We start from the raw sequence: 22,588 nt of genomic DNA on the forward strand, positions 1-22,588 counted from the left end.
CTTCCTCACGCCCAAAATCAATTCACCCGGTGCTTCTGGAATCACACTCCGGCCTGAACCCGCGTCGGTGGATCGAGGCTAAGACACCGCAGAACTCCGCCATGGAAATGACCCGGGTCTCGGCGCGGTGGCGCATCGTGGGCTGGATCGTGTTGACCACGCTCTTGGCGCTGCTTGCGGTCACCGTCACCATGCGGTCATTCCTCATGGGCCAGGTCTCGGAATCCGCCAATGCTGCGATCGCCCAGGAGTTCGACGAGTTCCGGGTCTTCGCCCAAGAAGGTGTTGACCCCACCACGGCCGAGCCGTTCACGTCCCTGGAACCGTTCATGCAGCGGTACCTGTCCCGGCAGACACCGGCCACCGGCGAGGCCATCATCGCCGTGGTGGGGGACCAGGTCATGTACACGGACAACGCCCGCGACGACCCGGGGGAGTTGCTCGCCAGTGACCGTGCGCGCCTGAACGAGCTGGTGCAGTCCTCCGAGAACTCCGGTGTCACGGACGGCGAGCACGGCGAAATGCGCTGGGGCAAGATGTCCGCCGGCGCCCCGGGCAGCGACGAGCAGGGCACTTTGATCGTCGTGCATTTCACCCAGGAAGCGCGTGAGGCGGTGAACCGTCAGGTCGTGGTGCTCGTCGGTATCGCCATGGCGGGGCTGCTGTTGACGGCCGGTATCGGGTGGCTCGCGGCGGGTCGGATTTTGCAGCCCATCCGCACCATGCGTGAGGTGGCCGATTCCGTCACGGCCCAGGACCTGTCCACGCGGATCCCGGTGCACGGCCGGGACGACCTCTCCCAGCTGGCGCACACCCTCAACAACATGTTGGATCGCGTGGAACGCGCCTACGGTTCACAGCAGCACTTTGTGCTGGAAGCCCAACACCACTTGCGGGGACCGCTGTCCCGCACGGCGCAGGCCATCGAGACCCTGGCGACGGCGGACGAGAACCCCGCCGAGCGGCGTCGTGCGGCCCAACAGGCCAACCGTCAGATCCGGTCCATGCGCCGCACCCTGGTGGACCTGGATCTGCTCGCCCAGAGCGATAAACCCGACTTCGTGCAACCGCACCGCGTGAGCCTCAAGCAGCTGACGGTGGAGATCTACGCGGACGCCGCCGAGAACAACCCCGGCCGGCAGTGGAACCTGGAGTCAACAGCCAACGGTGAAGCCTGGGTGGATCCGGCGCGCATCGCGGACGCCATGCATCAGGTGGTGCGCAACGCGGTGGACCACACCGAGCCGCAGGATTCCATTCGCGTGGGGTCGACCCTGACCGATCAGGGCAAAACCCTGAGAATGTGGGTCACCAATCACGGCATCCCCCTCAACCAGGAGCAGGCCGAGGCGCTGTTCGAGATGTATCGCACGGAGGCCCAGGGCGAGGACGAATCCGGCATGGGCCTGGGTCTGGCCGTGGTGCGGGCCGTTGCGGACGCCCACAACGGCAGCGCGTGGGTCGAGTCCGGTGGTCCGTCCGGGACCCGGTTCGGGATGGACATTCCCGTGGCTGCCCCGGCGCCCCGCACGGACGGGGAAGTCGAGCAGCTCGCCGGAGAGGTTCACGAATCCATGCGGGAGGAACGATGAATTCCGCAGCCTCGCCGTCGCCCGAACCCGACCAGCAGGCCCCGGTTCGCTACGCCACCACTGCCCCGCGCCCGCCCGCGCTCGCACCCAGGGATACCCCTCTGACCTGGGCCAAGGACAATGTCCCGGCGATCATTGGCGCGGTCCTGTTGCTGGCATTCGTGGCCTGGTGCGCCGTCGAGGCCTTCGGCCCGGCCGACGACGCCGCACGGTTACCGGCCCAGGGCGCCCTCACCTTGGCCGTGTTCGCGATTGCAATCTGGCTGTGGATCTTCTCCTCCATTGGCGACACGTACGTGGCCCTGGGGGCGGCAATCGTGCTGGTCCTCACCGGAATGCTCTCCGACAGTCAATTGTTCTCGTCACTGGGTGAGGACACCGTATGGCTGCTGCTTGCCGCGTTCGTGATCGCAGCGGGTGTGACCGCCACGGGGCTGTCCACCAGGGCGGCCGTGTACATCGTGACCGGCGCGACCGGGGTGCGGCAGCTCGTGTACCTGGTGACCGGGGTTCTGGTGGCCACGGCGTTCGCGATCCCGTCCACGTCCGGGCGTGCCGCCCTCGCGCTGCCCATTTTCATGGCGCTCGCGCAGGCACTGCACGATCGCAAGCGGCTCGTGTTGGCGCTGTCCCTGTTGTTCCCGTCGGTGATCCTGCTGTCCGCGGTCGCGTCCTATTTGGGTGCCGGTGCGCACATCATCACCAGCCAGATCCTGCAGACCGCCGGGCACGAGGGTTTCTCGTTCACCACGTGGCTGATTTACGGTCTGCCGCTCGCGGTGATCTCCTCCTACGCGTGCGCCGAACTGATCATGTGGTTGTTCCTGGACAAGGAGAGCCGGTCGCAGACGCTGGACGTCAGCGTCGAGAAGCTCCAGGAACACACCACCATGCTTCTCAGGGGTCCGCTCACGGTGGGTCAATCCCGCGCGGCGCTGCTCACGATGGCCGTGGTGGTGTTGTGGTGCACGGAATCCCTGCACGGTCTGCACCCCGCAGTGGTTGCTCTGTTGGGTGCCCTGTTGGCCACGAGCCCCGGATACGGGCTGGTCAGCATGGGTAAAGCATTGAAAACCGTGCCGTGGTCCATGCTCCTGTTCATGGCCGCGACCCTCACACTGGGCACCGCCCTGGTGGAGTCCGGCGCTGCGGATTGGCTGGCGCACCGTGTGCTCGGACCGGTCTCCGGTGCCGGCGCCGCGGCGGGCGTGGTGTTCGTGGTGGTGATCGTGATGATGTCCACGGCCGCGCACCTGGTCATCCAGTCGCGCTCGGCGCGTTCTGCGGTGCTGATCCCCATCGTGGTGTCCCTGGCTCCGGGTGTGGGCGTGGATCCCATGGCCGCGGCCTTCGCCTCCACGGCGGCTGCCGGTTTCTGCCACACGCTCACCAGCTCCGCCAAGCCCGTGACCCTCTTCTCGGACGTCGAGGGCATCGAGGCGTACCAACCCAAGGACCTGCTGAAGCTCAGCGCATTCCTCGCACCGCTGATGGCGGGCATGGTCCTGTTGTTCGCCTTCGTCATTTGGCCCCTCATGGGCATGCCGCTGTTCCTCTGAGTCCTGTTCGTTCACCCGCCACAGAAAGCGACTTCATCATGGTTTCCCATTTCCCGCAGAACATCTTGGTGGCCCCCTCCGGCTTCAAGGAATCCCTGGACTCCAATGCCGTGGCCGTCGCGATCCAGGCCGGCGTGCGCCGTGCCGTGCCCGGTGCCATCATCCGCGCCGTTCCCATTGCCGACGGCGGCGAGGGCACCGCAGAGACGCTGGCCACCGCCACCGCGGGCCACCTGATTCCGATGACCGTGACCGGTCCCGTAGGTCAGCCCGTGGACTCCCATTACGCGGTCCTCGGTGGCTCTGCCAAGGGCACCGCCGTGGTCGAGATGGCGGCCGCAGCGGGTCTGCGACTGGTACCCCAGGACCAGCGCGACCCGGGGGCAACGACCACGCGCGGCGTCGGCGAACTAATTGCCGCGGCACTCGACGCGGGTCTGCGGCGGATCCTCGTGGGCTGCGGCGACTCCGGGACCAGCGACGGCGGCTCGGGGGCGCTCAGGGCCTTGGGTGTGGGTGTACTGGACGCGGAGGGCAACGAGGTTCCGGACGGCGGTTCCCACCTCACCACGGTCGATCATCTGGACATGACCAACCTGCACCCGGCGCTCAAGGACGGTTCTGCCCACATCACTTTGGCGCTGAACCCGCACAACGTGCTGACCGGCCCCAAGGGCGTGGCTCGCGTGTTCGGACCGCAGAAGGGCGCGACCCCCGAACAGGTCGAGCAGCTGTCGGACGGGTTCGACAACTGGGCCGCCGTGCTCGGCCGCGACTGTGTGGAGTCCGCGCGCGGCACGAACTTCGCGCACGGTGTGGGCACCGGTGCGTCCGGAGGTCTGGGCGCGGGGATGGCCGCGCTGGGTGCCACCTTGATGCCACGGTTCCAGGCACTGTTGGATTCCGGGCTGGCCGGTATCGACCTGGACGACCTGCTCAGCACGGCCGATTTGGTCATCACCGCCGAGGGCGCCATCGATTTCCAGACACCCAAGGGCAAGGTGCCCGCGGAGATTGCACGCCGTGCCACGCTGCACGGTGTGCCCGTCATCGGCCTGGCCGGAACGTTGGGTAAGGGGTCTCGGGACGTCTACGACATCGGCATTGATGCAATTGCATCGATTGTGCCGGTACCGATGTCTCTGCAGGATGCCGTGGTGGACGGCGAGCGGCTGCTGATCGAGGCCACCGAACGGCTCATGCGCACCTTGATTCTGGGCGCGAATATCGCGGCGGCACGGATAGGGCGGGATCGGTAGTGGGTGCTGTGACATCGCACAGTACGTGATGGCCGCCCACGCGATGTACAACACGATCAGCGGCGTCGGAATGTTGCGGGCTCTCATTGTGTTGTTGTCTTCGGAAAGTATCCGGGCAGGCATTGTGCCTCGCCCCGGTGAGGATTGTGGAAGGACGCAGATGACTACTCTTTTCGACCCGCTGACGGTGGGCAAGTACGAACTGAATAACCGCGTGGTGATGGCCCCGCTTACCCGCATGCGGGCAGATGCGGACGGCGTGCCCACGGACATCATGGTGGAGTACTACGCCCAGCGTGCATCGGCCGGCCTGGTCGTTTCCGAGGGCACGTTCCCCACGCTGGTGAGCCGCGGTTACATGAACGAGCCGGGCCTGGCCACGGATGAGCAGGCTGCCGGCTGGGGTCGCGTGGCCGAGGCTGTGCACAAGCGCGGTGGCCTGTTCTTCATTCAAATCATGCATGCCGGACGTCTGGTCCACCCCGCGTTGACCGGCGGGCAGCAGGGTGAAGCTCCCAGTGCCATCGCGTCGGGTGAGCCGATTCACGTCCCGGGTGGTAAGGTCGATACTCCGGAGCCGCGTGCCCTGGAACTCGAGGACCTGTCGCGCGTGCGCGATGAGTTCGTGGCCGCCGCCCGCCGCGCCGTGGACGCCGGTGTCGATGGTGTGGAACTGCACAGCGCCAACGGCTACCTGTTGCAGCAGTTCCTGACCCCGGCATCCAACCAGCGCACCGATGAGTACGGTGGCTCCCCGGAGAACCGTGCGCGCTTCGTGATCGAGGTGACGCGCGCGGTGGTCGAGGAAATCGGTGCCGATCGCGTGGGCATCCGGATCTCCCCGCAGCACAACGTGCAGGGTGCGGTCGAGGCCGATCACGCTGACGCCGTGGCCACGTACGAAGCCCTGGTCGACGGCATCCAGGACCTGGGTCTGGCGTATCTGTCCATGTTGTACAAGGACATCGACAGCTCGTTCGTGCAGGATCTGCGCACCCGTTTCGGCGGTCCGTTCATGCTCAACAGCGGGTTCAGCGAGCACACGGACCTGGAAGAGTCCGAGCACATCGTGCAGGACAACATCGCCGACGCCGTGGTGGTGGGTCGCGCGTTGATCGCCAACCCGGATCTCGTGGAGCGCTGGCGCGAGGGCTTGGAGCTGAACGAGCCGAACAGCAAGACCTTCTACGGCGGTGACCACCGGGGTTATACCGACTACCCGTTCGCGAAGGTGGCGGTGCAGTAGGCTCTGGTTTCTGCAGGCGCACGCGGTGGGCCGTTGGAGCGGTTGCCTACATCTCAGGGGCCGGTGGAACCCTTTTCCCAGGTGGGAGGGGTTCCACCGGCCCCTGATGTGTGTTCGGGGGTTCTAACGCGGCATGAGGTGCGGCCTACTCCTCACCCAGCAGCATCCGCGCACCCTTCTCGCCGATCATGGCGGAGGGTGCGTTGGTGTTTCCCGTGGTCACGGCCGGCATGATCGAGGCGTCGACCACACGAAGGCCCTCCACCCCGTACACCTTGAGGGTTGCCGGATCCACGACCGCCATCGGGTCGGTGCCCATTTTGCAGGTGCCAACTTGGTGGTGGTAGGTCGTCACTGCCCGGTCCATGTAGGCGTTTTCTTCATCCTCGGTGGCGAGATCGGACTCGGGGCAAATCTCTCGAGCTCCCCAGCCCTCGGCCAAGGGCGCGGCCTTGACCATGTCCCTGGCCTGGCGGAACGAGGCTCGCAGTGATTCCCGGTCCCGCGGATCCGCGAAAATTTGCGGATCGTACTCGGCGGGATCCGTGCTGCTGGGTCCCGTCAGGCGGATGGTTCCGCGCGAGTACGGCCGGACCAGCCCGCTGTGCAGTGTGAAGGCATTGGCGGGTCCGGTCATGTCGTCGTCGTACATGGGCACGCAGAAGTGGATGGGTTGGGTGTCCGGCCGATCCTGCTCTGAATCCGAGCGCCAGAACAGGTGTGTCTGCGACACGGATTGCTCATCGACCTGGTGATCAATGGTCCGGGTGGTAGCTTCCGCAATCACGGGCAGCAGCAAATGATCATGCAGGTTCTCACCCACGCCCGGGAGGTCCACGACCGGTTCGATACCCACATCCCGCAGGTGGCCGGCCGGGCCGATGCCCGAGCGCAGCAGAATCTTGGGGCTGTCCAGGGCGCCGGCGCACAGGATGACCTGATCGGCACGGATCACCTCGCCGGATCCGTCTGCTGTGGCCGCGGGGTCATCCGATTCCACACCCTCGACCTCGCGGTTGTCCCCGGCGTGCAGCTCCACACCCACCACCTCGCCATCCTCGATCAGTAATTTCTCCACGATTGCGCCCGTGCGAACCGTGATCCGTCCGCTCCCGACCAGCGGCTTCACGTACGACGTGTACGTGGTGCAGCGTTTTCCATGTCGAATGGTGAGCTGCTCGTAGGAAACCCCCTCCTGCCGGTCCCCGTTGTAATCGGGATTGAACTCCACGCCCACGGCCTCCGCCGCGGCAATGATCGACTCGAAGATCGGGCTGCGTTCGTAGTCACCCACCACGGGAATCGGGCCGTCCTCGCCCCGCGGGTTGCGATTTTCGGGTGACGCGGCGCCGTCGTAATTTTCCAAGGCCTCGAAAACGGGGCCGACGTCGCTCCACGACCACCCCTCGCAGCCCGCCGCAGCCCAATCGTCGTAGTCGAGCGGGTTGCCGCGAACCCAGATGGACGCGTTCAAAGCGTGTGAACCGCCCAGGACCCGGCCCCGCGGCCAGTGGATGACCCGGCCGGAGGCGTGTTCTTGCGCAACGGTGAAGTAGTCCCAGTCCTCGGCGCTGTGCCACAGCTCGCCCAGGCGGGGGAGTTCGGCAATGGCGGGGTTGGTGTCCTGTCCGCCGGCCTCCAAAAGAGTCACGTTGTGACCGGCCGCGGCCAACCGCCCCGCGACAATGGATCCTGCCGTGCCTGCGCCAATCACCACGGTGTGCTGGTCGGAGGTGTTCGAATTCGTGTGTGCCATGAGGACACTATGCGCCCAAATATGATCTGCGTCTCGGTGGAGGGCGCATGAGTGTTGGTGATCCGTGCAGAGCTACCACTGCAGGCCACGCGAACCGCTCCTGACACCTGAGGGGTCGGTGGAACCTCTTTCCCCGGTGGGGAGGGTTCTAACGGCCCCTGATGTGTGGACGTGGGCTCTACTCAGCCTCCAAACGCTCCACGACACGGAACTCCTGCATCACCACCGCAGGGCTGCCATCAAGCTGCCCTGCGGGGGAGTTGACGGCCCAGAACTCTTCGTGGTCCCGCCGCCATTCGGCCAGCGTGGCGTGACCCTCACCTTCGGCCACTACGTGGAACCAGGGCACGTCGACCAGTGGAACAACTGCCACCGCCAGGGTCTCCAGGACAGCGACGCCGCGGTCATTGGAATCCAGCAGTAGCTCCAATTCACCTGGCTCGGGTAGCGGTTCACCCTCGAGTTCATAGTCCGAGACCAGCGAGCTCGTTGCCGTCTTCCGCCCGCTAAGGATCAGCGCCACCAGCCGGTCGCGCAGGGGTCCCGGCGGACCGAACTCGGCGGACCTCAAACCCTGTTCCATGCCCCAAGTATGGCGTGACGGATCGCCGGTGCCACGCATGGTGCGTCGTGAGAGCCGCAGCTAACATCTCAGGTGCCTTTAGAACCCTCCGGCTCCGCGGGAAAGGCTCCAGTGATACCTGAGGCGCATCCGGGGGCTTAAACGAACCACCAGGTGCGCGAACTCCCAAGCGCCCGTCCCGGAGGCCAACCCCGCCCGTGACCAAACCCCCGCCCGCACCGGATGACCGATTCGCGAGTACCATTTGAGACGAACTTAGAGGGATCGGTCCGCACGTGTGGTCGGGTGTGCGGTGGTTTGATGTACCCGGAGGATCCTTTTGCCCAGCTCGACCGCCCCGCAGGCGCAGACGCCACTCTCAGCACAGGATTCGCTCGTTGCCGCAGGTGGCTGGCCGTTCCTGATCACAGCCTTCATCGGCCGCCTGCCTGCGGCCACGCTGCAACTCGGGCTGCTGCTGTACGTCAGCGGCGCTGGACTGAGTCTTGGTCTGGCCGGCATCACGGTCGCAGCCGTGGGACTTGGTTCAGCAGTTGGCGCCCCGTTGGTCGGCAGGCTCGTCGACCATTTCGGTCCGCTGCCCGTGGTTGTCAGCGCAACGCTCATCCAGTTGCTGAGCCTCACGGCCCTGCTCCTGACGGTCGTCAATGACGGGCCCACCCCCCTCATCCTCGTGTGCGCTGCCCTGGTCGGTTCCGCGAACCCGCAAGTGGGCGCGATCGCGAGGGCGCACTGGTCGGGCTTGGCGCGGCGTCGTCGGCAACCGCGACTGATCACCCGCGCGCTGGGCTACGAAACTGCCTGCGACGAAACCAGCTTCATCCTGGGTCCCGTGATTGCCGGTCTGCTCGTCGGATTACTCGGTCCCAACCCCGCTCTGCTCACCATCATGGCGTGGGTGATCGTGGGCCAGGGCGCGTTCATCATGTACCTGGCGCGCCACCGCACCGAGCACGGCGCGGCCACGGTCGAGGACGCTGCGGCGGGTGGCATCGGCAAGATTTCGATCGCCAAGGCGCTACCGCCCATGCTGGTGTGCCTGTGCGTGGGTACCGTGTTCGGCTCGACCCAGACCGCGCTGACCGCCGTCAACGTGTTGCGCGGCACGGAAGCTTACACCGGTGTCATTTACGGCTTCATGGGTGCGGGCAGCGCGGTCGCAAGTATTCTGGTCTCTCGCCTTCCCGAACGCTTCCCCTTGTCCTTGCGGGTGGCGATCGGCGCGTCGTTCATCGCTGTGGCCTGCGTGGGCCTGTTCTCCCTGCCGAGCGCCCCGGTGATGGCGGGCCTGTTCGTGATCGTGGGCGTGGGCGTGGGCGCCATGCTGGTCAGCTCGTTCGGCCGCGGCGAGCGGATCGCGCCGTCGCACCGCATTGCCTCGGTGATGACCATGCTCACCACGTGCCTGGTCCTGGGCGTCTCACTAGGTGCCGCGCTGGGCGGTGTCCTGTCCGTCCAGCCCGAGCGCGGGTTCATGCTCACGATGGCTGCTGCCGTGGTCGGCATGTTCGCCTCCGTCACCCTGCACCTGACCAAGCCCGGGCGGCCCGCCACCCATCAGGAATGACGACGCCGCCCGGGCCGGGTCGCTTCCATCTGGTCCGGCCTTACTGCAAGGTAACCCGGGCTACCGTGCAGTAAACCCTCACGACATGGCGCTGAGCTTGCCGATGCCGGCCAGGGCCACCGGAGCGGGCCGGTCTCAGCGACGTCCCGTCTTCGCGGCTTCCTTGCGGTCCAGGGAAACCAGTTCCAATGCCTCGGTGCGCGTGGTGTGCAGGTCGTTTATCTCGTCCAGGGAGCGGTCCTTGGTCTCCTTGGCGGTCAGAGCGGCGACCACCGAGATCAGACCCGCTGCGGCAACCACCAGCGCCACGTTGATCCAGGAGGAACCGTCGGCGCCGGCCACGGAAGTGGCCAGGAACGGCGTGATGCCACCGGAGATCGCGAAGCCGATCTGCGTGCCCAGAGCCAGGCCGGTCACCCGGACGCGGGTCGGGAACATTTCCGCGTAGAACGAGGGCCAGATGCCATTGGCCATCGAGTAGAAGCAACCGGACAGCAGCACGCCCAGCAGGAAGATCAGCGTCCAGTTACCCGCTGACACCGCGGACAGGTACGGGAACATGAAGCCCACGGCACCCAGCACACCCACGATGAACACGGGCTTGCGGCCGATCTTGTCCGCCAGCAGGGCCCAGGCCGGAATGGTGAACAGTGCCACGAAGTTCGCGACCACCGAGACCCACAGCATGGTGGAACGTTCCAGACCCACGATGGAGGTTGCGAAGGACAGCGACCAGACCAGGAACACCACGTTGATGGTGTTGACCATGGCGGCAGCGGCAATGCGGATCACGGCGGCCTTGTGGTACTTCAGCAAAGTGCTCAGGGGGGCGGTGCGCTTGACCTCGCCACCCTCGGCCTGGACTTCCTCGAAGGCCGGCGGCTCCTCCAGGTGACGGCGGATCATGTACGCCACGAAGACCACCACGGCGGAAGCCCAGAACGGAACGCGCCAGCCCCAGCTGAACAGCTGTTCTTCGGAGAGGACCAGGGTGAAGGGGATGAACACCGCGGTCGCCAACAACGTGCCGAACTGGGTGCCCTGCAGGGTCCAGCTGGTGGTGAAGGCGCGGTGACGGTCATCGGAGTGTTCCAGCGAGACCGAAATGGCGCTCGCCTGCTCACCGGAAGCGGAGAGGCCCTGGATCACGCGGCACAACACCAGCAGCGCCGGAGCCAGAAGGCCCGCCTGATCGTAGGTGGGCAAGCAACCCACCGCGAACGTGGCGCCGCCCATCATGAACAGGGTCAGCATGAGCACGAACTTGCGCCCGTACTTGTCACCGAGGGGACCCATGATGAGCGCACCCAACGGGCGAACCACGTAGGCAACGCCCACGGTACCCATGGCCAAGAGGATGGCCACGCCCGGGGAGGCATCCTTCGGGAAGAAGATGTGGTTCAGCACCAGTGCGGCGGCGGTGCCGTACACGGCAAAGTCGTAGTACTCCAGAGCCGAGCCGATCCAGCTGGCGAGCGCTGCTTTCTTGGGCGTCTTGGCGGCGGTTGCTGCCCGATTCGTGGGCCCCGGTGAGCCTGCGTGGTGGGTGGTGCTCATGAGAAGACATCTTTCACGGAAGGCGTGGGATCAAATGTCCCCGCTGCGGTGATTGCCGTATATTGGAAATAGTTTTCAACTACTTGAAACACCAGCATGAAGTGGGTCACACTGTTCGTCAAGTACCCGACCGAAAAAATCAGGAGCACGTCATGAGCCCCACCAAGACCACCGCCTCGGCGGCGGGCACGGCGGACGAGGTAAGCGCCCCGGCCACGGCGCGTGCGGGCGACCGCTCCGGCACCGTGCGCAAAGGGCTCACGCTCCTGGAACTGCTGGCCAACTACCCCCACGGGGCCACCGCGGGGCAGATCGTCGCCGAGTCCGGCTACGCCTTCAGTACGTGCTATCGCCTGCTCACCACGCTGGTCGATTCCGGGTTCGCCGAGTACGACACCGCCACCAAGCAGTACCGCCTGGGTCTGCTTGTTTTTCACATGGGCCAGAAGGTCGCCACGGCCAGGGGGTACTCCGGCACCGCACTTCCCGTGCTGCGCCGGCTCACGGAGGCCACCGGCGAAAGTTCCCTGCTCGCCGTGCTGGACGGGGACCGCTTCCTCACCGTGCACACCGTGGACGGGCCCAACCACCGCATCACGACCGACCCCGGGGACCGGGGCGCGTTGCACACCTCATCGCTGGGCAGGGCGTTGCTCGCCTTCAGCCCGCAGGACACACGCGATGAGTTGGTCGCCACCATTGACCTCGTCCCGCGCACGGATCGTTCCCGCACCGATCGTGACGGCCTCCGAAGGATCCTCGAAGAAACCCGCCAACGCGGATGGGCCTGCCAGGACCAGGAGCACGATGAGGGCATGTGCGCCGTGGCCGTCCCCGTCATGACCCCGGGCGGGCCTCTCGTGGCAGCGCTCGCGCTCGCCGCACCCGTCTACCGCTGCGACCTGGCCGGTCTCGAACGGCACATTCCGCTCCTCAACGACGCCGCCGCCCAGCTGGCCTCGCAACTCCCGCAGCGTCCCTAGCCACCGCGCCGTTCGTAGGCACGTCAACGTATCCAGGCACAGAAACTCCCCGGATTCCCCGAAAGGAACCGCATGTCCACTCTCAATGAGTCCTTCCTGATCGGTTTGATCGGTGACGGCATCACCGAAAGCCTCACCCCACCCATGCACGAGCGCGAGGGCGACCACCACGGCGTGCGCTATCTCTACCGCCCCGTGGACCTCGCGGAGATCCATCGCCCCGGAACGGACGTCGGCGAGCTCCTGCGCGCCGGCCGGGATCTGGGGTTCAACGGGTTCAACATCACCCACCCCTGCAAACAAATCGTCATGGACCATCTGGACGAGGTGGATCCCCAGGCCGCCGCGATCGGAGCCGTCAATACGGTGCTGATCAGGGGCGACAAGTTCATTGGCTACAACACCGACTGCTCCGGTTTCACGGACGGGTTCCGCGCGGGCCTGCCCGGCGCCGACCTGGAGCGCTTGGTTCAGTTCGGCTCGGGCGGCGCGGGTTCGGCGGTCGCTGAGGCGCTGCTCGCCGTGGGCGCCCAGCGCTTGGATCTGGTGGATGTCGACGTCGCTCGCGCTGCCCAGCGCGCCGCCGCCCTGGCCGGGCGGTACCCGGGCGCCGTCGTGGCGGCTGTGGAACCGGACCAGGCGCCCGAGCTCGTGGAGGGCGCGAGCGGTGTGGTCAATGCGACCCCCGTGGGAATGCATCACCACCCCGGAACGCCGTTCGACACCGCCCTGCTCAGCGCGCGACAGTGGGTCGCGGACGTGGTGTACCTGCCGTTGGCCACGGAACTCGTGACCGCGGCCAAGGCCTTGGGATGCCACGTGCTGGACGGCGGCCACATGGCGGTCGGGCAGGCGGTCGATGCCTTCAGGCTGTTCACCGAGCTGGACCCGGACCGGCAGCGGATGCGTGATCATTTCCTGTCGCTGACCGGTCAGGGGCCGGTCTCCGCGGCCCAGGAGCTGGGAGCGGCCCAATGAGAACCAGTATCGCTACCGTGTGCCTGTCCGGGACGCTCGAAGAGAAAATGCAGGCCGCCGCGCTCGCCGGATTCCACGGGATCGAGGTGTTCGAACAGGACCTGGTGGTTTCACCGTCCTCACCCGAGCAACTGCGTGAGATGGCCGCCGAACTCGGTCTTTCGCTGGACATGTACCAGCCGTTCCGCGACGGCGTGGAGGTCGCCCCGGAGGTGTTCCCCGATTCGCTGCGCCGATTGCGCGCCAAGTTCGACCTGATGCGATGCCTGGGCACGCCCGTGCTGCTGATGTGCTCCAATGTGGCCACGGCCGCCCTGGATGATGATCGGGCCATTGCGGATCAGTTGCGCCAGGCCGGTGAGCTGGCCGCCGAATACGACATCAAGCTCGCCTACGAGGCCTTGGCCTGGGGCAAGAACGTCAACGACTGGCGCCGCGCACACCGCATCGTGGAGCTGGCCGATCACCCCGCCGTGGGCACGTGCCTGGACAGCTTCCACATCCTCTCCCGCGGTGACACCGTGGACGGCGTGGAGCTGTTGGATCCGGCCAAACTGTTCTTCGTGCAGCTCGCGGACGCGCCCTTGCTCAAGCAGGACATTCTCTCGTGGTCGCGACACCACCGCGTGTTCCCGGGCGAGGGGGACTTCGATCTGGTGGACGTGCTGGCTCGCCTGCATGAATGTGGGTACGCGGGCCCGGTCTCGCTGGAGATCTTCAACGATGCCTTCCGCCAGGCGGACGTCTACCGCACCGCCGTGGACGGGTTGCGCTCGCTGCGGTGGCTTGAGGACCAGACCGCGGATGCCGTGCGCGCGGCGGGAGAGGACCCCGCGCGTGAGCCGCTCGTGCTGAGCGATCTGCCGGATCCCCAGCCGCCGCGGGCATGGGATTTCGTGGAGTTGCGCACTTCCAAACTCGGGCAGACCACGCGCCTGCTGCATCAGTTGGGGTTCGAGCTGGCCGGTCACCACCGCAGCAAGGACACCGTCCAGGCGTGGACCCAGGGCCCGGTTCGCGTGGTCATCGGCGAGGACCTGCAGGCCCCGCTCGAGCAGCCCACCCGCCTGGCTGCCCTGGGGTTCCAGGTCGACAGCCCCGACGACGCCGCCCACCGCGCCTCCCGCTTGCTCGCCCCGGTGGTCTCGCGCACCCAGCAGCCGGACGAAACCGTGCTGCACGGGGTGCTCGCCCCGGATGCGACCGAGATCTTCTTCGGTCCCCACGGGGACCGCGGGGTGCCCCCGTGGTTGGAGGAGTTCGGCGCGGACCCGGCCGAGGCGGCGTCGGACTCCCTGATCACCGGCGTGGACCACGTGAACCTCGCCCAGCCGTGGCAGCACTACGACGAGGCCGTCCTGTTCCTCACCTCCCTGCTCGACCTGCACGCGCAGCCGGCGCAAGAGGTCGCCGGGCCGTCCGGGCTGGTGCGCTCGCAGGTCATGCGCTCCGCGGACGAAACCGTGCGGATCCCCCTCAACGTGGCCCCCACCGCCGCGGAACAGGGCGCCTACACGGGTGCGGCCTACCCCGAGCACGTGGCGCTGGCCTGCTCGGACATTGTGGCCGTGGCTCGCCGCGCCCGACGCCGCGGCCTCACCTTCCTACCGGTGCCCGAGAACTATTACGAGGACCTCGTGGCCCGCTTCGACCTGGCCCCGGACGCGGTCGCCGAACTGCGGGAGCACGGTTTGCTCTACGACCGCGATGAGCGCGGGGAGTTCCTGCACTTCTACACGGCGACCCTCGGCGAGGTGTTCGTGGAAGTCGTGGAACGCCGGGGCGACTACCGCGGATTCGGCGCCCCCAACGCCCCCGTGCGGCTGGCGGCGCAGTATCGGACGTGGGAGGAAACGGCCGGCGCCATCTGATCAGGGTTTACTGCATGGTAGCCAGCCGTACTCTGCAGTAAGTCCTCATGAAATGGCTCTGGGGTCGAACCCGCGCACCTGACACACTGGAACCGGCCAGTCTTCGTGCGTAGAGAGCGGAATGTTCGTGAGTGATCAGCGGTCCGGTGACACTAAGCCCGGTGACAACCAGCCCATGGTGTTCGAGCACGTCACCGCCGCTCAGCGGGTGGTGTTCGGCTCCGACAAAGCCGGTGAGTTTTTGGCGGCCGAGCTCGAGCGGTTGGGTAGCACGCGCCCCATGGTCATCACGGGCGGTTCCGCCGAGCAGGCGGCTCGCGATATCACCTCGCGGCTTAAACCGGGCCTGTGGTGGGACCAGGTGGTCCAACACGTACCGGTGGAACTTGCGGAGAAGGCGAGGGCGGCGGCGTCGGACGCGGCTGTCGACGCGCTCGTGACGGTGGGTGGCGGTTCGACCATCGGCCTGGGCAAGGCGATCGCATTGACCTCGGGACTGCCGCTGATCGCCGTGCCCACGACCTACGCCGGCTCCGAGGCGACCGACACGTGGGGTCTGACCGAGAACCGCACCAAGACCACCGGCCTGGATCCCAAGGTCCTGCCGGTCACGGTGATTTACGACGCCGCCCTGTCCCGTTCCCTGCCGGTGGCCCTGTCGGTCGCGTCCGGACTCAACGGCATGGCGCATTGCGTGGATTCGCTGTGGGCACCCAAGGCGGACCCCATTAACCGGACGTTCGCCCTCGAAGGTGCCCGGGCCCTGGCCGTCGCCCTGCGCGGCATCACGGCCGACCCCGATGACCTGCGCGCCCGCGAAATGGCGCTGTACGGCTGTTATCTCGCAGCGTTGTCGTTCGCGTCTGCCGGATCGGGAATGCATCACAAGATCGCGCACGTGCTGGGCGGCACGTTCAACCTCCCGCACGCGCAGGTCCACGCCACGGTGTTGCCGTACGTTCTGGCGTTCAATGCGCCCGCCGTTCCAGAAGTCTCCGCCCGCTTGGCCGATGCCCTGGGCTCCAACTCCCGCGATGCGACCGAAGCGCTGAACGCGCTGTACCGCGAGATCGATGCACCCCGGGCGCTCGCGGACATCGGGTTCACCGAGGACGGAATTCCGGAAGCCGTGGAGCGATCACTGAAGGCCATTCCGGACTCCACTCCCACCGCGCCCACGGAGGAGAACCTCACGCTGCTGTTGCGGGCGGCGCTGACCGAGCAGGACCCGGCCCTCGTTTCTGCGGCGACGGGGCAAGCGTGATGGCCGGTTGTTCCGGGTTCCGCGAGGACCCCCTCCTGGCGCGATTAGCCGCTGGGGAACCGTCGGCGTGGTTCAACCCGGCCGTGACCACCACCGCGGCGGGCCTGTCCGCGTCCGGCCTTTCGCGCACCATGGTGGACGACGCCGCCGCGAGACTCGATCGGTTTGCTCCATGGATCGCTCAGGCCTTCCCGGAGACGTCGGCGGCCCGCGGGGCCATCGAGTCGCCCTTGGAGGCCGCGCCGGAAATGCAACGGGAACTGGGTCTGGCCGCGGGCACGCTGCTGCTCAAACGTGATGACATTCTGCCCGTGAGTGGTTCCATCAAGGCCCGCGGGGGAGTCCACGAGGTGCTGGAGTACGCCGAGTCACTGGCCGTCGAGGCGGGGTTGCTGCCCGCCGACTACCGAGCGTTCGGCTCGGCACCCTTGCGTCGGCTCATGGCTCAGCATCGGGTGGTTGTGGGGTCCACCGGAAATTTGGGGCTGTCCATCGGCATCACCGCCGCCGCCCTCGGGCTGCAGGCCACCGTGCACATGTCCACGCACGCCCAAGCCTGGAAGAAAGAACTGCTCCGGGGTCTAGGCGTGGACGTGGTGGAGCACAGTACCGACTACACAGCGGCGGTGGACGCCGGACGAAAGGCGGCACAGGCAGACCCGACCACGCACTTTGTCGATGACGAACACTCGGTCAGCTTGTTCGCGGGGTACGCCGTGGCGGGTCGGAGGGTTGCGCGCCAGCTGAGGGACCAAGGGATCACCGTGGATACGGACTACCCACTGTTCGTGTATCTCCCGTGCGGCATTGGCGGTGCCCCGGGCGGAGTCACCTATGGCCTCGCACTGGAATTCGGGGGCGCCGTGCATTGCATTTTCGCGGAACCCGTCGCCGCGCCGGCCATGATGCTGGGTGTTTACACCGGACTTCACGATCAAATCTCCGTGTCGGAACTGGGACTGGACACCCACACCGTGGCGGACGGCTTGGCCGTGGGGCAACCCTCCGGGTTCGTGGGGCGGCGCATGCAGGGGCTGATCGATGGTTACTACACCGTGACGGATCAGCACCTGAAGGATCAGGTCAAGACGCTGTATGCCACGGAAGGAATACTTGCTGAGCCCTCCGCGGTGGCGAGCCTGGACGGGCCGCACTGGATCAGCACCGACACGGCCTACCTGGACCGCAAGAATCTCACCGGCCGGCAACTGAAGAACGCCACCCACGTCGTCTGGCTGACCGGCGGCGGTATGATTCCAGCGGAGGTCCAGCGAAGTTATCTAGTCTGAAGCGTGATGCTTGGCGGCCGGCATTCATGCGAGCCGCGCAAAGGGCTTAATTTCTCGAAAGCATCACCGGCGGACCCTCACGAGTCTGCTGGCTCACACTCAGACTCAGAAGGTGCACAGAGTGCAACAGGTGGCTTATTGTTGACGCGTGAACATCGGATACCAGGGAGAAGCCCCCAAGGACAAGCGCGGTGCCCTCAAGTGGCACAACCGGCGCGCCATGGTGATGGCTGCCGGTGAGCTGTCCGACCACCACGGTATTCAAGGGTTCTCCGTCGATGATCTGGCCGCCAAGGCGGGCGTCTCCCGGCGGACCATTTTCAACCACTTCTCATCGGCGGAAGATGCCGGCTACGAGTACCTGTCGGAGCTTGTCACGCAGCTCATCGAGGCCGTTCTGGCGGAACTTCCGGACCCGTCGGAGCGCGGTGAGCAAACGTTGGGCTCCGTCTATCGGGACCTGTGCGCCGCGATGCGGACTCGCAGTCCGGTTGAGGCGCTGCATCCGCTGTTACTCCAGGTAACGGAGGTCAAAGAATCACCGACCGCGGCGCTGTGGACTTTCCGGGTGACCAGCGCGGCCACTGAGCGGTTGGCGCACGTGCTCCGCGAACGGCTGCCTGACCACGATCAGCTGGAATTACAGCTGGTGGCCACCTCCATCATCAATTCCATGTCCGTCTGCATGGATGCGTGGCTCCTTCGCACGGGCGGGGAGCTGAACGATCAATCCCGTGGTATCTGGGACGAACTCATGTCCAAGGCCCTGTGCGTCTTGGGCCGCGGCTTCACCACCTGACCTGTCTCGACCGGCCCGCGCGAGCGGCGTCGGCGGCGGGATCCGCTCCCGCGGAATGCACCTGAACATGACCATCGCGACCAACAAGTAGGAGACTCCTCGTGGCACGACTTCTCTACCGGCTGGGCATCGGCTCGGCCCGGCACGCGTGGGCGGTGATTGTGTCGTGGATCGCCGTCCTGGCCATCTCCGTGGGTGCCGTGGCATTCTCCGGTGTGCAACTGTCCAACGCGATCACCATTCCCGGCACCGAAACCCAGCAGCTCGCTGACCGCCTGCAGGACGAACTGCCCGAGGCCAATCAGGGTATGGGCCGCATGGTCTTCTACACCGAGGACGGTTCGGAATTCACCGAGGAGCAGCGGGAGGGCATCGCGGACGCCGTCGCCTCGATCGATGGCATTGATCAGGTGGACAGCGCCACCAATCCGTTCGAGGTGCAGGCTCAACTCGACGGCGGGCGGCAGCAGCTCGTGGACGGTCGCCAGCAACTGGAGGAGGGCCAGCAGGCCATCCAGCAGCTGCAGGAGAATCTGCCCCCGGGCGCCAACGCGGATCAGATCCTGCAGCAGCGGGGCATCGACCCGCAGCAGATCCAGGAGCAGCAGGCTCAGCTGGAAGCCGGCGAGCAGGCCATGGAACGCATGGGTGACTACCGCGTGGTCTCCGCGGACGGCAACTCCGCCATTTCGGTGGTGAACTTCACCGTGGATCAAACCTCCGTGACCGCGGACTCCAAGGAAGCCGTCATGAACGCCGTGACGGATCACCCGGTGGACGGCGTGGGCGTGGACTTCTCCCAGGAGCTCGCGCAGGACATCTCGTCCCTGCTGGGACCGGCGGAAATCGTGGGCGTGGTGATTGCCGCCATCGTGCTGCTGGTCATGCTGCGCGCCCTGGTTCCGGCCATTCTGCCGGTGTTGACGGCGCTGATCGGTGTGGGTATTTCCACAACCGCGACGCTTTCCTTCTCCGGCGTGATCGACATGATGTCCGTGACGCCCATGCTGGGCGTGATGCTCGGTCTGGCCGTGGGCATCGATTACTCGCTGTTCGTCCTGAACCGCCACCGCCAACAATTGCGCCGCGGTATGGAGATCAAAGAATCCATCGGCATGGCCGTGGGTACCTCCGGCACCGCCGTGTTCTTTGCGGCACTGACCGTGATCGTCGCCCTGGTTGCGCTGAACGTGACCGGCATTCCGTTCCTGGGACTGATGGGTACCGTGGCCGGCGTTGCCGTGCTGATCGCCCTGCTCATCACCCTGACCCTGACCCCCGCACTGCTGTCCCTGGCCGGACGTAAGGCGCTGCCCCGCAAGCAGCGCAACGCCGCGCCCGACGAGCAGCACATCAATGAACACGACGTTCCGTTCCACCTGCGCCACCCCTGGATCACCTCGCTGCTGAGCGTGGGTGTTCTGGTGGTGCTCGCACTGCCGGCTCAGGACATGCGCCTGGGGCTGCCGGATGCTTCCACCGAATCCGTGGACAGCACGTCGTACCAGGCCTACCAGCGCATTGCCGATGACTTCGGCGCCGGCGAGAACGGACCGCTCGTGGCCGTGGTGGATCTGCCCGAGGGTATGACCGAGGACCAGGCCACCGAGAAGCTCAACGTCGTCTCCGAGCGCATTGCCGAGCAAGATGATGTGGCCAACGTGATGCCCGGGGTCACCACTGACGACCTCCGCACCGGCGTGATCCAGGTGATCCCGGAATCCGGTCCCGCGGATGCCGCCACCGAGGAACTCGTCAACAACCTGCGCGGCCTCAACGGCGACCTCCAGGACAGCGAGGACGTGAAGATCGGCGTGGCCGGTACCACCGCCGCCAACATCGACGTCTCCCAGCTGCTCGGCCAGAAGCTCCCGCTCTACCTGGGTGTGGTCATCATCATCTCGCTGCTTCTGCTGCTCATGGTCTTCCGCTCCATCGTGGTTCCGGTGATCGCCTCCGCGGGCTTCCTGCTCTCGGTCCTGGCCTCCCTGGGTGCCGTGGTCGCGGTCTACCAGTGGGGTTGGGGCGGCGCCCTGATGGGCGTGCATGATCCCGGGCCCATTCTGAGCTTCCTGCCCACCCTGATGATCGGCATCCTGTTCGGTCTGGCCATGGACTACCAGCTGTTCCTGGGTTCAGGCATGCGCGAGGCCTACGTCCACGGCCACCCGGCACGTCAGGCCGTGGTGTACGGATTCAAGGCGGGCCGAGCCGTGGTCACGGCCGCGGCGATCATCATGATCTCCGTGTTCGCGGGCTTCATTTTCGCGCACCTGTCCATGATCAAACCCATTGGTTTCGGCCTGGCCATCGGTGTGCTGTTGGACGCGTTCGTGGTCCGCATGTTCCTGATCCCGGCCGTGATGCGGATCATGGGCGAAAAGGTCTGGTGGCTGCCGCGCTGGCTGGACAAGATCCTGCCCCGCGTGGACGTTGAGGGCGAGTCCCTGACCCGCACCGCAACCACCGGTGCCGCGGGTGTCGCGGGCGGTGCGGCGGGCGTCGCGGGTGGTGCGGCAACCGCCGTGGCCGGGGCCGGTTCGGATTCCCGTTCCGCTGACGACGCCGCCGCACCCACCTCACACCACGCCGTCACCTCGAACGGCGGGTCGGCCGCTGCGACGGAGACCTCCGCGAGTGGCGTGGTCCCCGTGAAGGCCATGGCGCGTTCGGAGGTGGCTCTGCGTCAGGCGGACCCTGCGCTCAAGGCGACCGATGCAATCCTGCCGTTGCTGCCGAGCATGCCCGAGGAGGACGCCAGTGCCCGGGAGGAACTGAGCAAGGACAAGCCCGAGGCCGCTCCGCACCGTTCCATGCATGAACGCGTGGACTTCCGGAAGGTCATGGTGGCCGGTCGACCCGTGCTGGTGGCCGAGCCCAAGTCACGGGCCCGGGATGCGGTGGCTCCGGTGATCGTGTACTGGCACGGCGGTGGCTACGTGAACGCCATGGTGCGCACGCACTGGCGTTTCCTGGACGAGCTCATCAAGCGGACCGGTGCCACGGTGCTGGTGCCCAGCTACGCGCTGGCCCCCGTTCACACCGTGGACGAGGTTGAACCGTTGGTGGACGGAACGCTGGAACTGGCCCGCACGCTGGGCTCCCGCGTGTACTTCATGGGTGACTCCTCCGGTGGCGGCCTGGCCCTGGCTCAGGCGCAACGCCTGCGTGACAAGGGCGTAGCCCCGCTGGACGGCCTGGTGCTGATCGCGCCGTGGGTGGACGTGACCCTCGCCAACCCCGAGATCGCCGATTACGAGGCGAAGGACCACATGCTCAGCGTCAAGAAGCTGCGCCGATCGGGCCGTTGGTGGGCGGGAGAGCGGGACGTTCGCGACCCCCTGGTCAGCCCCGCGTACGGTTCTTATGATCGGCTGCCGCGCACGTTGGTGACCCAGGGTGACCACGACATCCTGTACCCGGACACCATGAATACGGTGGCCGAGTTGCAGCTCGCCGGTGTGGACACCACCGCGATCGTCACCGAGGGAGCGCCCCACACCTACTCGCTCATGGTGTGGTCCTCGACCGCCCGTCAGGACGTGGCGGACATCGCTCGCTGGATCATGGAGCGCTAGCGGGAAACACGCGGGCGGCGCGCGCCATTTGATGCGGTCTTACGGCACGGTAACCACTGGTTACCGTGCCGTAAGTCATTATGAGATGGTTTGGGCCGGCGTCAGCGGCCCACGGTCTTGAAAAACCACGTGTAGAACCCGAGCCAGCCCGCGGCAAAGGCGCTCCACCGGACCCACTCCGGGGCGTTCGGCAGCAGCTTTTCTCCCAGCGCGCCCAGTCCACCCATGACGGCGGTGACCAGGATGAACCGTGGCGCCCGGGCCGGGACGGACCACAGCAGGAATCGCGGCAGGGAACGGTTCAGCAGCCCATTGGTGCGGGCGTAGATCTTGTACGGCGTACCCCGCAGCGGTCCGGTGAGCAGCGCCCGGTAGCCCTTGGTCGCGTAGTCGTTCTCGACTCGGCGCACCATGGCGGCGGAGACGGCGGGTAGCTTGGTCAGAAGCCGCGCGGATCGCGCTGCACCGGTCGTGGCTCCCCACGTATGGGTGAGTGCTCCGCCCAACACGGCACCGGCCGTTGCGGAAGCCACGCATGTCAGGCCGCGCTTGGGGCTCTTCATGGCCACCGCGGACAGCCACACATCCGGGACAATGAAGAACGCGGTGGCCTCGGCAAAGCCCCACGCCGCTGCCACGGCATGATCTCGACAATCGGTTGAGCGGCTCATGGATCCTCCCATTGACGCGCGGTGACGTCGGTCGTT

16 protein-coding genes are annotated in these 22,588 nt (G+C 66.4%); 12 read left to right on the top strand and 4 right to left on the bottom strand.

Translation table 11 applies throughout. From position 1 onward, the window contains the following. The 4 genes from ABEA06_RS13950 to ABEA06_RS13965 form a co-directional block, all read left to right on the top strand. A partial coding sequence (locus ABEA06_RS13950; RefSeq protein WP_345311892.1) for a sensor histidine kinase occupies window positions 1-1,592 on the top strand: 1,592 nt, incomplete at its 5' end. Continuing rightward, a complete protein-coding gene (locus ABEA06_RS13955) occupies window positions 1,589-3,151 on the top strand; it encodes an SLC13 family permease (protein ID WP_345311893.1) in 1,563 nt (520 codons plus the stop codon). The genes ABEA06_RS13950 and ABEA06_RS13955, both read left to right, overlap by 4 nt. Before the next feature lie 38 nt (window positions 3,152-3,189). Beyond that, window positions 3,190-4,410: a glycerate kinase family protein gene (locus ABEA06_RS13960; RefSeq protein ID WP_345311894.1), complete on the top strand. Its 1,221-nt coding sequence runs from the start codon at window positions 3,190-3,192 to the stop codon at window positions 4,408-4,410. A 160-nt stretch (window positions 4,411-4,570) separates the two neighbouring features. Beyond that, complete coding sequence (locus ABEA06_RS13965) at window positions 4,571-5,656, top strand: alkene reductase (protein WP_312396978.1); 1,086 nt, start codon at window positions 4,571-4,573, stop codon at window positions 5,654-5,656. Between the two features lie 145 nt (window positions 5,657-5,801). Here ABEA06_RS13965 and ABEA06_RS13970 read toward each other — a convergent pair whose 3' ends face one another. Then, on the bottom strand, window positions 5,802-7,412 hold the full coding sequence (locus ABEA06_RS13970) for a GMC family oxidoreductase (protein ID WP_345311895.1): 1,611 nt from the start codon (window positions 7,410-7,412) through the stop codon (window positions 5,802-5,804). Window positions 7,413-7,590: 178 nt separating this feature from the next. After that, complete coding sequence (locus tag ABEA06_RS13975) at window positions 7,591-7,995, bottom strand: ASCH domain-containing protein (protein ID WP_345311896.1); 405 nt, start codon at window positions 7,993-7,995, stop codon at window positions 7,591-7,593. A gap of 319 nt (window positions 7,996-8,314) precedes the next feature. Here ABEA06_RS13975 and ABEA06_RS13980 point away from each other — a divergent pair, with 319 nt between their 5' ends. Further along, complete coding sequence (locus ABEA06_RS13980; RefSeq protein ID WP_345311897.1) at window positions 8,315-9,562, top strand: MFS transporter; 1,248 nt, start codon at window positions 8,315-8,317, stop codon at window positions 9,560-9,562. Between the two features lie 135 nt (window positions 9,563-9,697). Here ABEA06_RS13980 and ABEA06_RS13985 read toward each other — a convergent pair whose 3' ends face one another. Next, window positions 9,698-11,119 (bottom strand): MFS transporter, encoded by a 1,422-nt coding sequence (locus tag ABEA06_RS13985; RefSeq protein ID WP_345311898.1) that lies wholly within the window; start codon window positions 11,117-11,119, stop codon window positions 9,698-9,700. A gap of 152 nt (window positions 11,120-11,271) precedes the next feature. Here ABEA06_RS13985 and ABEA06_RS13990 point away from each other — a divergent pair, with 152 nt between their 5' ends. From ABEA06_RS13990 to ABEA06_RS14020, 7 genes are all read left to right on the top strand, one after another. Beyond that, window positions 11,272-12,102, top strand: a complete 831-nt coding sequence (locus ABEA06_RS13990) for an IclR family transcriptional regulator (RefSeq protein ID WP_345311899.1) — start codon at window positions 11,272-11,274, stop codon at window positions 12,100-12,102. Between the two features lie 72 nt (window positions 12,103-12,174). Beyond that, a complete protein-coding gene (locus ABEA06_RS13995) occupies window positions 12,175-13,080 on the top strand; it encodes a shikimate dehydrogenase (protein WP_345311900.1) in 906 nt (301 codons plus the stop codon). Next, window positions 13,077-14,951, top strand: a complete 1,875-nt coding sequence (locus tag ABEA06_RS14000) for a bifunctional sugar phosphate isomerase/epimerase/4-hydroxyphenylpyruvate dioxygenase family protein (RefSeq protein WP_345311901.1) — start codon at window positions 13,077-13,079, stop codon at window positions 14,949-14,951. The genes ABEA06_RS13995 and ABEA06_RS14000 overlap by 4 nt, the downstream gene beginning before the upstream one ends. Before the next feature lie 175 nt (window positions 14,952-15,126). Next, window positions 15,127-16,215, top strand: coding sequence for a maleylacetate reductase (locus ABEA06_RS14005; RefSeq protein WP_345311916.1), 1,089 nt, complete (start codon window positions 15,127-15,129; stop codon window positions 16,213-16,215). Beyond that, the gene (locus tag ABEA06_RS14010; RefSeq protein WP_345311902.1) at window positions 16,215-17,504 is read left to right on the top strand and encodes a D-serine ammonia-lyase; all 1,290 of its coding nucleotides are present in this window, start codon (window positions 16,215-16,217) and stop codon (window positions 17,502-17,504) included. The genes ABEA06_RS14005 and ABEA06_RS14010 overlap by 1 nt, the downstream gene beginning before the upstream one ends. A gap of 148 nt (window positions 17,505-17,652) precedes the next feature. After that, entirely contained in the window at window positions 17,653-18,303 is a 651-nt protein-coding gene (locus tag ABEA06_RS14015) for a TetR/AcrR family transcriptional regulator (protein ID WP_345311903.1), read from the top strand. 101 nt (window positions 18,304-18,404) lie between these two features. Next, complete coding sequence (locus tag ABEA06_RS14020; protein ID WP_345311904.1) at window positions 18,405-21,881, top strand: MMPL family transporter; 3,477 nt, start codon at window positions 18,405-18,407, stop codon at window positions 21,879-21,881. A 101-nt stretch (window positions 21,882-21,982) separates the two neighbouring features. On the opposite strand, the gene ABEA06_RS14025 is transcribed toward ABEA06_RS14020, so the two are convergent. Beyond that, a complete protein-coding gene (locus tag ABEA06_RS14025) occupies window positions 21,983-22,552 on the bottom strand; it encodes a YqaA family protein (protein WP_345311905.1) in 570 nt (189 codons plus the stop codon). Window positions 22,553-22,588 lie beyond the last annotated feature (36 nt).

This window comes from Kocuria gwangalliensis (assembly GCF_039544365.1).
Classification (GTDB): Bacteria; Actinomycetota; Actinomycetes; order Actinomycetales; family Micrococcaceae; genus Kocuria; species Kocuria gwangalliensis.

Excerpts from the sequence above, each read along its gene's own strand:
- ABEA06_RS13955 (WP_345311893.1), top strand. The coding sequence starts at position 1,589 with ATGAATTCCGCAGCCTCGCCGTCGCCCGAACCCGACCAGCAGGCCCCG.
- ABEA06_RS13960 (WP_345311894.1), top strand. The coding sequence starts at position 3,190 with ATGGTTTCCCATTTCCCGCAGAACATCTTGGTGGCCCCCTCCGGCTTC.
- ABEA06_RS13965 (WP_312396978.1), top strand. The coding sequence starts at position 4,571 with ATGACTACTCTTTTCGACCCGCTGACGGTGGGCAAGTACGAACTGAAT.
- ABEA06_RS13970 (WP_345311895.1), bottom strand. The coding sequence starts at position 7,412 with ATGGCACACACGAATTCGAACACCTCCGACCAGCACACCGTGGTGATT.
- ABEA06_RS13975 (WP_345311896.1), bottom strand. The coding sequence starts at position 7,995 with ATGGAACAGGGTTTGAGGTCCGCCGAGTTCGGTCCGCCGGGACCCCTG.
- ABEA06_RS13985 (WP_345311898.1), bottom strand. The coding sequence starts at position 11,119 with ATGAGCACCACCCACCACGCAGGCTCACCGGGGCCCACGAATCGGGCA.
- ABEA06_RS13990 (WP_345311899.1), top strand. The coding sequence starts at position 11,272 with ATGAGCCCCACCAAGACCACCGCCTCGGCGGCGGGCACGGCGGACGAG.
- ABEA06_RS13995 (WP_345311900.1), top strand. The coding sequence starts at position 12,175 with ATGTCCACTCTCAATGAGTCCTTCCTGATCGGTTTGATCGGTGACGGC.
- ABEA06_RS14000 (WP_345311901.1), top strand. The coding sequence starts at position 13,077 with ATGAGAACCAGTATCGCTACCGTGTGCCTGTCCGGGACGCTCGAAGAG.
- ABEA06_RS14005 (WP_345311916.1), top strand. The coding sequence starts at position 15,127 with ATGGTGTTCGAGCACGTCACCGCCGCTCAGCGGGTGGTGTTCGGCTCC.
- ABEA06_RS14010 (WP_345311902.1), top strand. The coding sequence starts at position 16,215 with ATGGCCGGTTGTTCCGGGTTCCGCGAGGACCCCCTCCTGGCGCGATTA.
- ABEA06_RS14025 (WP_345311905.1), bottom strand. The coding sequence starts at position 22,552 with ATGAGCCGCTCAACCGATTGTCGAGATCATGCCGTGGCAGCGGCGTGG.